11 protein-coding genes are annotated in these 12,099 nt (G+C 42.2%); 3 read left to right on the top strand and 8 right to left on the bottom strand.

Going from position 1 to position 12,099, the window contains the following annotated elements:
- The first annotated feature begins 218 nt into the window (after positions 1-218).
- Complete coding sequence (gene gdhA, locus BQ7344_RS02975; RefSeq protein WP_072521377.1) at positions 219-1,553, top strand: NADP-specific glutamate dehydrogenase; 1,335 nt, start codon at positions 219-221, stop codon at positions 1,551-1,553.
- Between the two features lie 108 nt (positions 1,554-1,661).
- On the opposite strand, the gene nrdR is transcribed toward gdhA, so the two are convergent.
- Positions 1,662-2,114, bottom strand: coding sequence for a transcriptional regulator NrdR (nrdR, locus tag BQ7344_RS02980; protein WP_072521378.1), 453 nt, complete (start codon positions 2,112-2,114; stop codon positions 1,662-1,664).
- 119 nt (positions 2,115-2,233) lie between these two features.
- Between nrdR and BQ7344_RS02985 the strand changes: the two genes are divergently transcribed.
- Entirely contained in the window at positions 2,234-2,497 is a 264-nt protein-coding gene (locus BQ7344_RS02985) for a YlmC/YmxH family sporulation protein (protein WP_072523332.1), read from the top strand.
- 104 nt (positions 2,498-2,601) lie between these two features.
- Positions 2,602-3,381, top strand: coding sequence for an RNA polymerase sporulation sigma factor SigG (sigG, locus tag BQ7344_RS02990; protein WP_072521379.1), 780 nt, complete (start codon positions 2,602-2,604; stop codon positions 3,379-3,381).
- Positions 3,382-3,414: 33 nt separating this feature from the next.
- Here the strand turns inward: sigG and pap are convergent, their stop codons facing one another.
- The 7 genes from pap to BQ7344_RS03025 form a co-directional block, all read right to left on the bottom strand.
- A complete protein-coding gene (pap, locus tag BQ7344_RS02995; RefSeq protein ID WP_072521380.1) occupies positions 3,415-4,887 on the bottom strand; it encodes a polyphosphate:AMP phosphotransferase in 1,473 nt (490 codons plus the stop codon).
- Positions 4,888-5,044: 157 nt separating this feature from the next.
- On the bottom strand, positions 5,045-6,934 hold the full coding sequence (locus BQ7344_RS03000) for an ABC transporter ATP-binding protein (RefSeq protein ID WP_072521381.1): 1,890 nt from the start codon (positions 6,932-6,934) through the stop codon (positions 5,045-5,047).
- Entirely contained in the window at positions 6,927-8,660 is a 1,734-nt protein-coding gene (locus BQ7344_RS03005; RefSeq protein ID WP_072521382.1) for an ABC transporter ATP-binding protein, read from the bottom strand. Before BQ7344_RS03005 ends, BQ7344_RS03000 begins: the two co-directional genes overlap by 8 nt.
- Positions 8,641-9,153 (bottom strand): MarR family winged helix-turn-helix transcriptional regulator, encoded by a 513-nt coding sequence (locus BQ7344_RS03010; protein ID WP_072521383.1) that lies wholly within the window; start codon positions 9,151-9,153, stop codon positions 8,641-8,643. The genes BQ7344_RS03005 and BQ7344_RS03010 overlap by 20 nt, the downstream gene beginning before the upstream one ends.
- Positions 9,154-9,293: 140 nt before the next feature.
- Positions 9,294-10,040: an aminotransferase class IV gene (locus BQ7344_RS03015; protein ID WP_072521384.1), complete on the bottom strand. Its 747-nt coding sequence runs from the start codon at positions 10,038-10,040 to the stop codon at positions 9,294-9,296.
- A gap of 18 nt (positions 10,041-10,058) precedes the next feature.
- Positions 10,059-11,444 carry an aminodeoxychorismate synthase component I gene (gene pabB / locus BQ7344_RS03020; protein WP_235816016.1) on the bottom strand — a complete coding sequence of 462 codons (1,386 nt, stop codon included), beginning with the start codon at positions 11,442-11,444 and terminating at the stop codon, positions 10,059-10,061.
- A gap of 56 nt (positions 11,445-11,500) precedes the next feature.
- Positions 11,501-12,079: an anthranilate synthase component II gene (locus BQ7344_RS03025; protein WP_072521385.1), complete on the bottom strand. Its 579-nt coding sequence runs from the start codon at positions 12,077-12,079 to the stop codon at positions 11,501-11,503.
- Positions 12,080-12,099 lie beyond the last annotated feature (20 nt).

Genomic DNA, 12,099 nt, shown 5'->3' on the forward strand with positions numbered 1-12,099 from the left:
CCATGAGTTTTCTATTCGTATTGTAATATAATCTCATATTCAGACACTTTTCGCAAGGTAAAATTCCATACAAAATTTTGTTTGCGCCCCGAAATATATTTTTTTTATTTTTTTTACAATTTTCTTTGCAACTTTACCACTTTCGTGTATAATAGTTCATGGACAAATGTCTTACACAGATAGACATGATTCAATAAGCGAATGAGGAGGAAATCAACATGTCTTACACAGAAGAAGTTTATGAAAGAGTCGTTGCACAGAATCCTGGCGAGCCAGAATTCCATCAGGCAGTAAAAGAAGTTCTGGATTCTCTTAAAGTTGTTATCGACCGTAATGAAGAAAAATACCGCAGTCTTTCCATTCTGGAACGTCTGGTAGAGCCAGAAAGAATTATTTCTTTCCGTGTTCCGTGGGTAGATGACAACGGAACCGTACAGGTTAACAAAGGATATCGTGTACAGTTCAACAGCGCAATCGGACCTTACAAAGGTGGTCTTCGTTTCCATCCTACAGTAAACCAGAGCATTCTGAAATTCCTCGGTTTCGAACAGGTATTCAAAAACTCTCTGACGGGTCTTCCGATCGGCGGTGGTAAAGGTGGTTCCAACTTCAATCCTAAAGGCAAATCCGACAGAGAAGTTATGGCATTCTGCCAGAGCTTTATGACAGAGCTCTGCAAATATATCGGCGCAGACACAGACGTACCGGCTGGTGACATCGGCGTTGGCGGACGTGAGATCGGTTATCTTTTCGGACAGTACAAACGTGTTCGCGATCTCTATGAAGGTGTCCTGACAGGTAAAGGACTTACCTATGGTGGTTCTCTGATCCGCACAGAAGCAACAGGATACGGTGTTGTATATATCCTTAATGAACTGATGAAAGATCACAGCGATTCTCTCGACGGAAAGACTGTTGTTGTTACAGGTTCCGGTAACGTTGCTATTTACGCAGTACAGAAAGCTACTCAGCTTGGTGCAAAAGTTGTTGCTATGTGCGACTCCAACGGATACATCTATGATCCGAACGGTATCAACCTTGATGTAGTGAAAGATATCAAAGAAGTAAAACGTGGACGTATCAAAGAATATGCTGACCGCGTAGAAGGCGCTACCTATACAGAAGGTGTTGGCATCTGGAACATCAAATGTGATGTATATCTTCCATGCGCAACTCAGAATGAACTTGATGTTGACGGCGTAAAGACCCTCGTTGCAAACGGATGCAAATATATTGTAGAAGGTGCTAATATGCCTACTACAAGAGAAGCAACAGAGTACGCTATGGATAACGGTATTCTCTTCCTTCCGGGAAAAGCTGCAAACGCTGGTGGTGTTGCTACCTCCGCACTGGAAATGAGCCAGAACTCCCAGAGACTTTCCTGGACATCTGACGAAGTTGATGCGAAACTTCATCAGATCATGGTTGACATCTACGCTAAGATCAGCGATGCCGCAAAACGTTATGACCTGACAGACAACTATGTTGCCGGCGCAAACATTGCAGGTTTCGAAAAAGTTGTAGATGCTATGATCGCTCAGGGTATTGTTTAATTCTCTGACTGTATAAAAGCATAATTTTTAAGGCGTTCCGGTTCTGACCGGAGCGCCTTTTTATTGGATAATTCAGCTTAATGCTTCTCTCCTGTTTCCTTATTCTTCTTATGGCTCCATGAATTTCTTCAGCTCATCCATAAATGTGCTGACATCTTTAAATTCACGATATACGGACGCAAAACGTACATAAGCAACTGCATCCAGGTCTTTCAGATGTTCCATCACAATCTCGCCAATACGGGTACTTGGAATCTCCCTGTCCGCACTGTCAAAGATGTCCCCTTCTATAGAATCCATCGTCATTTCAATCTTTTCTATCGGTATAGGACGCTTGTAGCAAGCGCGTAAGATTCCATCCTGAATCTTTGCACGGTCATACTGTTCACGTGTCTGGTCTTTCTTGATCACACTCAGTGGAATCGTCTCTACCTTTTCGTATGTAGTAAAACGTTTGCCGCAGGATTCGCACATTCTTCTTCTGCGGATGGAATTGGTGTCTTCTACCGGTCTTGAGTCTACAACTTTACTGTTATCCTGATTACAAAATGGGCATCTCACAGTATTTACCCCTCTTTCCCCTTTAATAAAATAATTATATTTATTTTTTCTGACAGTGTCAACAAAAGGTCATGTATATCTGTAAAAAATATTCATATATTAAAAAAAACGGTGTTTTTATGAGACTTTGTGAGCTTCGACAGAAAGAAATCATTAATACCTGCACCTGCAAAAGCCTCGGCTGTCCCGTCGATCTGGAATTTGACTGTACCACAGGACGCATAAATGCCCTGATCGTCCCGGGTCCCGCTAAATTTTGCTGTTTCTTCGGTCACGACAATGAATATGTCATTCCATGGAACTGTATTCGCCAGATTGGTGATGACATTATCCTCGTAGAAATCCAGGAGGAAAAATGTTTTCATAAAGAACACCTTCTCTGATCCTGTCAAGGTCTATTATTTTTTATATTTTTTTCAAAAAAGAATATTTCTCATCCTCCCTGTGAATCATTTGTAATACCAAATGAAATAAGGAGGATATTTCGATGGCACTTAATAAAGTAGAAATCTGCGGGGTCAACACTTCCAGTCTTCCGGTCTTAAAGCAGGAAGAAAAAGATGAACTGTTCCGGCGTATCAAACAGGGCGACACCGAAGCCAGGGAACAGTATATTAAAGGAAATCTGCGTCTTGTGTTAAGTGTTATCCGACGTTTCCAGAACAGCAACGAAAATCCTGATGACCTGTTTCAGATTGGCTGCATCGGCCTTATGAAGGCGGTTGATAATTTTGACGATACCCTGATGGTCAAATTTTCTACTTATGCAGTTCCGATGATCATCGGTGAGATCCGCCGTTATCTGCGAGATTATAACAGCATCCGTGTCAGCCGCTCCCTGCGTGACATTGCCTACAAAGCTATTTATGCAAAAGAAAATTACATCCGCCAGAATCTGAAAGAACCTGCCATGGAAGAAATTGCAGAAGAAATCGGCATTGAAAAAGAAATGATTGTCTATGCACTTGATGCTATACAGAATCCTGTCAGTCTCTACGAGCCTGTCTATTCCGAAGGCGGTGATACCCTCTACGTTATGGATCAGATCAGTGACCGCAAAAACAAAGAAGAACACTGGCTGGAAAGGCTGTCTCTCAAAGAAGCCATGAAACGGCTCGGCAATCGCGAACGTCACATCATTGAAATGCGTTTTTACGAAGGAAAAACACAGATGGAAGTCGCAGATGAAATTGGAATCTCACAGGCGCAGGTCAGCCGCCTCGAAAAAAATGCTCTCAAAACCATGCGGAATTATCTCCGCCCATGATCTCGCTCTATATAACGTCAAAAGAAAAAGCCCCTATTTCAGGGCTTTTTCCAGTTCATTAATAATGATCTTTAATGCTTTGATACGTGCATATTTTTTATCTACAGATTCAAGGATATGCCATGGTGCAAATGTAGTACTTGTCTTTTTGAGCATTTCATTAACAGCTTCTTCATACTGATCCCATTTTTCACGGTTGCGCCAGTCTTCATCTGTGATCTTCCACTGTTTTTCCGGATTATTCTGACGCTCGGTAAAACGTTCAAGCTGTGTATCTTTGTCGATCTGTACCCAGAATTTAATAATCACAGCGCCCCAGTCATGCAGTTCTTTTTCAAACTCATTCATTTCATTATACGCACGTTTCCAGTCATTTTCACTGCAGAATCCTTCAAGACGTTCCACCATAACACGTCCATACCATGTACGGTCAAAAATTGTGATATGTCCGTCCTTCGGAAGCCTTGTCCAAAATCTCCAGAGATAATGTCGTGCTTTTTCATGCGGCTCCGGACTTGCGATCGGCTGCACCTCATATCCGCGCGGATCCAGCGCACCGGTGACTCTCTTGATGTTTCCGCCCTTTCCGGCAGCATCCCATCCTTCATAGGTAATAATTACCGGCACACGTTTACGATACAGGCGGTTATGCAATTCTCCGAGCCTGCTCTGTAATTTCTTTAATTCTTTCTGATATTCCTCTTCATCTATTGTCTTGCCTTCCAGCTCAACATCTTTCAGTTTCGGCATTTTCACAAGTGGAAATACATTCTGGAGAATCGGTACGGAATGACTCTGATTCTGCAATGCAACCTCTATACTGCTTACCAGTATATCCATAACCTGCAGTTCTGCCCACTTTTTATCCGCCGCATCTATGATATACCATGGGGAAGTTGACATGTTGGTATCTTTCATATAACGGTCGATCACATTTTCGCATTTTTTGTAATGCTTGTGCTGCCATTTATCAGCACCGGTCACACGCCACTTCGTATCTTCTTTGCCCAGAAGCTTCTCCATGCGCTTTCCTTGCTCATCTTTATCGATCTGCATGAAAAATTTCAGTACAAGATATCCATTATCGGTCAGCTGGCGTTCAAATCGGCGGATACTTTCAATTCTTTTTTCATACAAATCACCTTCCAGATCACCGGTGAGAACATCCATGACACTCTGCTCCATCCAGCCAGAATCGAGGAATGTAAATTTGCCTTCTTCCGGGATCTGTTTCATATAACGATACAAAAACGGTCTGCGCAGTTCTTCTTCTGTCGGTGAAGACATCGTTGCAACTTTGAAAAAACGAGGATCAATATTTTTGATCACTTTGCCGATCATACTGCCTTTACCTGCCGCGCTCCATCCTTCAAAAAGAACCAGCACCGGCAGCTTATGCTCCTTGATCTTCATCTGGAGGTCATACAGACTGCTTTTCGTTTTTTCAAGCTGTATTTTCATTTCTTCCCTGTCCGGCATTTCGCCCGGCGTCCATGATTTTAACATATAGATTCCCCATTTCTTTTTTTGTACATAGTATATCATACTTAATCATAGAATATAAATTATTTTTGTGCATTTTTTACTATTTATGTGAAAAAGCACATAAAAAAACAGAACCATCTGTTTTCGGACGATTCTGTCTTTTATTTTATAAACAAGATCAGGAAAGTTCCAGTTTTCCGGTATATAACTGGTAATAGGTACCCTTCTGTCTGATCAGATCTTTATGATCACCTCTCTCGATGATCTTTCCATGTTCAAGTACAATGATCGCATCACTGTTTCGGATTGTGGAAAGACGATGGGCAATAACAAATACAGTACGTCCCTTCATCAGGTTATCCATACCTTTTTGTACAATGCTCTCTGTACGGGTATCAATACTGGAAGTTGCCTCATCCAGAATCAGTACCGGAGGATCTGCAACTGCTGCACGCGCGATAGAAAGAAGCTGTCTCTGTCCCTGTGACAGTTCCTCACCGTCTCCGCTCAGCATAGTATCATATCCCTTCGGGAGCATCTGGATAAACTGGTCTGCATGTGCAAGTTTTGCAGCTGCATAAATTTCTTCATCCGTTGCATCCAGTTTACCATATCGGATATTGTCACGGATCGTTCCGGTAAAGAGGTGTGTATCCTGCAGAACGATTCCCAGTGAATGGCGCAGATCATCTTTTTTGATCTTTGTAATGTTGATTCCATCGTAGCGGATCTTACCTTTCTGAATATCGTAGAAACGATTGATCAGGTTGGTGATCGTTGTCTTTCCTGCACCGGTAGAACCTACAAATGCAAGCTTCTGTCCCGGTTTTGCATACAGGCTGATATCATGAAGGATTGTCTTGTCCTCATTATATCCAAAGGTTACATCTTCAAATCGTACATCACCCTTTAACTCTGTATAAGATACGGAACCGTCTGCAGAATGTGGATGCTTCCATGCCCACATACCGGTTCTCTCTTTGCATTCCACGATGTTGCCGTCTGCATCTTTTCTTGCATTGACAAGAGTGACATAGCCCTCATCCTCTTCCGGCTTTTCATCGATCAGATTGAAGATACGCTCCGCTCCGGCAAGTGCCATAACGATGGAATTGAACTGCTGTGCCACCTGCATAAACGGCTGTGTAAAGCTCTTCGTAAACTGAAGATAAGAAGCCATGACACCGAGCGTGATTCCGCCGACTCCGGCAACGGAAAGCACACCTCCGAGAACCGCTGTCAGTACAAACTGTAGGTTACCGATATTTCCGATCACCGGTCCCATCATATTCCCGTACTTGTTTGCCTGCGCTGCGCTCTCAAAAAGTGCTTCATTCAGTCTGTCAAACTCTTCTTCCGATTTTTTCTCATGGTTGAACACCTTTACAACACGCTGACCGTTCATTCGTTCTTCTACGAATCCTGTTACATCAGCAAGTGACATCTGCTGGCGTACAAAATATTTTCCACTCTTTCCGCCAATCTTTCCTGTGACAGTCATCATCACAAAAATGATCAGCACTGCAAGAATTGTCAGAAGCGGGCTTAACACCAGCATCGAAATAAATGTTACAACAATCGTGAACAATGCCATCAATGCCTGTGGAATTGCCTGGCTGATCATCTGACGCAAAGTGTCCGTATCATTGGTATAAAGACTCATGACAGATCCATTTGTGTTCTGATCAAAATAACGGATCGGAAGTGTCTGCATATGTTCAAACATATCGTCACGTACTCTTTTGAGCACACCCTGTCCGATATAAACCATCATTCTTGTATAGATAAATGTGGCAACAACACCTGCAAAGAAAATGCATCCAAGAACTGCCAGTGCTTTATAAAGGCCTTCAAAATCCGGGGTTTTCTGCCCGATCAACGGAAGGATAAAATCATCCAGAAGGTAACGAAGAGAAAGGGATACCGCAGTTGTCGCAACTGCACTGATAAGAATACAGAAAAATACAAGGATAAACTGAAGCTTATATTTTTCTGTCACATATTTCAAAAGACGTTTCGCTGTCTTTATGTCATTTTGCGTCATTCTTGTTTTCTTTTTCTTATTCATCCTCTTCGCCTCCTTTCACCTGTGATTCATATACTTCTCTGTAGATTTCATTTGTTTTCAAAAGTTCCTCAGAGGTTCCCACACCGGCAATCTTACCACCATCAAGCACAATGATCTGGTCTGCATCTTCGATCGAGGAAACTCTCTGTGCAATGATGATCTTGGTCGTATCCGGAATTTCTTCACGGAATGCCTTACGAATCAGCGCATCTGTCTTTGTATCTACCGCACTGGTAGAATCATCCAGAATCAGAATCTTCGGTTTCTTAAGCAACGCACGTGCAATACAGAGACGCTGTTTCTGTCCACCGGAGACATTGTTTCCTCCCTGCACGATCATAGTGTTATATCCTTCCGGAAACTCGCTGACAAACCCATCTGCCTGTGCAAGACGGCATACTCTTTTAACATCTTCATCACTGGCATGTTCGTCGCCCCAGCGAATATTCTCATAGATCGTACCGGAAAATAATACGTTTTTCTGCAAAACCATGGATACCTGATCTCTCAGAACTTCCAGATTGTAGTCACGTACGTCAACTCCGGCTACCTTAACAGCTCCGGAAGTAACATCATAAAGACGCGGGATCATCTGCACAAGAGTGGATTTTGCACTTCCTGTACCACCAATGATTCCGACTGTCTGGCCTGATTTGACATGAAGATTTACATCCCTCAGGGAAAGATTTCCACCCTCACCTGCATAGCTGAAATCTACATGGTCGAAAACAATTTCACCGTTTTTGACTTCTTTTACCGCATCAGTCTTATCCTGCATCTCCGGGACTTCATCAAGTACTTCTGTGATACGGTCTGTAGATGCCTCTGCGATCATGATCATAACAAATACAAATGTTACCATATTCAGTGACATCAGAATCTGCAGTGCATATACGATCACGCTTGTCAGTTCACCTGTCTCCATAGTTCCGAACACAATACTGCGTCCGCCGATCAGTGCGATCAGAATCACAACCGCGTACATCATAAACTGCAGAACCGGAGAGTTCCATGCCACGATTTTTTCTGCTTTTGTGAACAGCGTATATACATAATCAGATACACCATGGAATTTATTTACTTCATAGTCCTCTCTTACAAAGGCCTTGACAACACGAGCTGCATTGACATTTTCCTGAACAGAATTATTCAGTTCATCATACTCATCAAATACCTTTATAAAATGCGGATGTGCCTTTTTTGCAATAAACAGCAGTGTTCCGCCAAGAAGCGGGATAACAACCAGGAAAAGCAGGGCAACCTTTACATTGATCATCAGGGTCATGATCCAGGAAAGAAGTATCATGATCGGTGCCCTTGCCAGAAGGCGGATACTCATCATATATGCCATCTGGACATTTGTAATATCTGTTGTCATTCGTGTGACCAGTCCCGATGTGGAGAAATGGTCAATATTTTTGAAGGAAAAATCCTGTACCTTGTAGAAAATATCATGACGAAGATTTTTTGCATATCCGGCAGCTGCCACAGCCGCCATATTTCCTGCCTGCACACCAAAAAACAGAGCAAGCATCGCCATAATCACAAGAATCACTCCACGCTGTACAATATATCCCAGATCACCATTTGCAATACCCACATCAATGATCTTTGCCATTTCCAGCGGAATGAGCACTTCCATCAATACCTCCAGAATTACCAGTATCGGAGCCAGTATAGACTCTTTTTTGTATTCCCTGATTGATTTAAACAGTTTCTTGTTCATTTTTTCTGTCAGCCTCCTTATCTGTCTTTTTATTCATTTCCGAAAGATTGTGATACATCTGACACAATACTTTTTTACAGGTTATAACATCTTCCTCCGAAATTCCTTTTGTAAGATAATTCTCCGTAAACGCAATATGCTTCAGAAGAATCGGTCTCAGTTCTTCCGCTTTTGGAGTTGGCACTATTTTTTTCAGACGGGCATCTTTTTCTACACTTTCTCGGTATATATACCCATGCTTCTCCATCAGCTTCAGTATTCCGGTTACAGTAGATTTACGAATCTGAAATTCTTCTTCAATATCTTTTTGATAAAGATCCCTGTGGAGAGATTCCAGAAGAACAAATTTCAACACATGTTTTTGCATGACCGTCAGTTCATCATTTTCAATTACAGACTCCATACCATTTGAATTCCGCTTCATCTGATGCGACAACATATGAATCAGTCTTCCCATGTGAGCATTTTCCAGTTTTTCATCAAATTCGCACATTTTCTCTCCTTTCTCAATTTTAGTTCGCGTCCTAACTTTTGACATTATACAAATCATCATGCGGAAAGTCAACAGCTTTTTTGTGTCTTTTTGGACACAATTTACAACCATCTTTCCTATAAAGTAAAAAAAATGTCCCATTATAAGGACATTTTTTCGCTTTCGTATATTGTTCTTACTTCCTCTGCTCTGGTTCGATGCGGAAAGCAGATATTTCCAAGCTGTTTTACCGGCATGACTCCCATCAGAGAATTCGTAACAAAGCATTCTTCATAATACATCAGTTCATCCGGATAGATGATTGTCTCCACCACGCTGAATTTTGACATTACGTATTCTCGCAGAATTCCCGGCAATAATCCACAGGACAGCTGCGGTGTATAGATCATATTTTTGCGCACAAAGAAAATATTGCTGACTGTTCCCTCGCTGATCTGGCCTTTTGTATTGACAAAGACCTTCTCATTGATACCGGCTGCCGCTGCAGCTCTTTTTTCAAGGATACAGTCACCATAATTCAAGGTCTTGTGATAAACCAGCGGAGATGTCTCATTTCTGCGCACTTTACTGATGTCTGCCACAAAGCCTTTTGCATAATCCTCTTCAGAATATGTATTCGTTCTCATCTGGAAAAATAAGTTTTCGGCTGAACAGACAATTTTTAATACACCATGATCTGTGAACTTAGAACCCTGACCTGCAAGATACGACAACACCCTTTCCCTTGAAAGTCCACGTTCACTGCACGAGCCAAGTTTAAAAAAATCTGCTGCCTGTTCCAGTCTTTCCAGATGTTTTTCAAGCAGTATTGGCTTTCCCTTTTCGACAGCAATCGTTTCAAACGCACCCATCCCGAACAGAAAACCTTCATCTAACCTGATATCCATACTTTACTCTCCAATTACTTATTTCATAGCCTGAAGAACCGCCTTCGCTTTCTGAAGTGTTTCTTCATATTCAAATTCCAGATCGGACTCTGCGGTAATACCGCCGCCCACACCCAGATAATATTTTCCATCTTTATGCAACGCAGTCCTGATCACAATATTAAAATCACAGTCACCATCCAGTGTCAAATAACCGATAGATCCTGTGTAAAGATTTCGTTTATTATTTTCCAGCTCATCAATGATTTCCATTGCACGATACTTCGGTGCTCCCGTAATCGACCCTCCAGGAAAAGCTGCCTCAAGAAGATCCATGACCGTTTTTCCTTCTTCCAGATTTCCCTCAATATCCGAAACCAGATGGAATACCGTTGCATATTCTTCTACTGTAAAAAGCTCAGTCACCTTAACGCTTCCCGGACGGCATACTCTGTTCAGATCATTACGTTCGAGATCCACGATCATCAGGAGTTCACTTTTGTCCTTCTCGGAATTTTCAAGTTCTGTCCGCATGAGCAGATCTTCTTCCGGTGTCTCCCCGCGCTTACGTGTGCCTTTGATCGGTCGTGTATTTACATGCCCCTTCTGCATTTTAAGAAAACGTTCCGGTGACGCACACACGATCTGAAAATCCCCATAATCAAAATAGCCGCCAAACGTAGACGGATTATTTTTCCGAAGATCATAAAACACATCCAACGGTACTTTATCACTTTTCACAGTGAGCTGCTGTGTCATATTGGCAATGTAGATATCTCCCTCTATAATATAACGGATCATACGATCTACTGCCTGCTTGTATTCGTCCTTCGCAAAATTCGGTCGCACTTCGATCGGATATTCTGTATCTGACTCTTTCTGCATATACACCGGTTTCCCGTTTATCCGGGTCTCCATCTCATCCAGCAGTTTCGCAGCTTCCCTCGTGTTGCCATTCGCAATCAAATATGTACGCTGTTCCTGCCTGTCCTCTATAATAAAGAAATCATAAAAGACAAGTACCGCATCCGGAATCGAGACAAGATTCTCTTTCGCAGAATCCACTTCCATCAATTTTCTTCCATATTCATAGGAAAAATATCCTATTGCACCGGAAATTATCGGAAGCTCTGTATTATTTTTGTCTTTGTGTTCTGCCAGATACTTTTTCAGGTATTCTTCAAAAGAATATGTTGTTTCTTTCTCTCCATTAATATAGAAGCTATTCTCATCCTTCACCAGTTTCAGATATGGCACAGCACCTATGATTGAATAACGTCCAAGCCGGTTAACCAGAGAAGAATCCAGGAATGCACTGTCTTCCTCTCCTGCAAAATATCTATAAAGCTCTGCTGCATTTCTGGCAGGCTTCATTTCTTTTATAATACGGGTTTTATTATACATCGTTTTCTTTCCTCTGTCCATTATGACGGACATTTCCTTTATCTTTTTTTCGTACGGTTTGTACTATATCGTTTTAGTTAATGTGTACATTCCGCAATTCGGCAGAAATTTTCAAGCAATTCATGCCCATACTCTGTCAGCACTGCCTCTGGATGAAACTGAACTCCATACAACGGAAGGTTCTTATGTGAAAGCCCCATCACCGCACCATCCTCTGACACAGCGTCGATATGGTAATCCGCCGGAATGCTGTTCTCTTTTACAATCAGCGAATGATAACGCGTTACTTTGAACTTTTTCGGAAGTCCTTCAAAAACACCGGTTCCCATATTTGTGATATCCGTCACCTTTCCATGCATCGGCCGCTCACCTTTTTTTACCGTTGCGCCACAACAGTATCCAAGTACCTGATGTCCGAGACAGACGCCAAGAATCGGGATTTTTCCCCGCAAACGTTCCACAGTCTGTACACAGACTTCTGCATCCCACGGACGTTTCGGTCCGGGGGACAGAATGATTCCCTGTGGCTGCATTTTTTCTATTTCATCCACGGTGATCTGATCGCTTCTTTTTACAACAATCTCCCTTCCAAGCTCCTCAAAGTAAGCCTTCAGGTTATAGACAAATGAATCATAGTTGTCGATCATTAAATACATAGCGTCCTCCCTGTCATCAA

The organism is Blautia sp. Marseille-P3087, from assembly GCF_900120195.1.
In the GTDB taxonomy this organism is placed as follows: Bacteria; Bacillota; Clostridia; order Lachnospirales; family Lachnospiraceae; genus Blautia_A.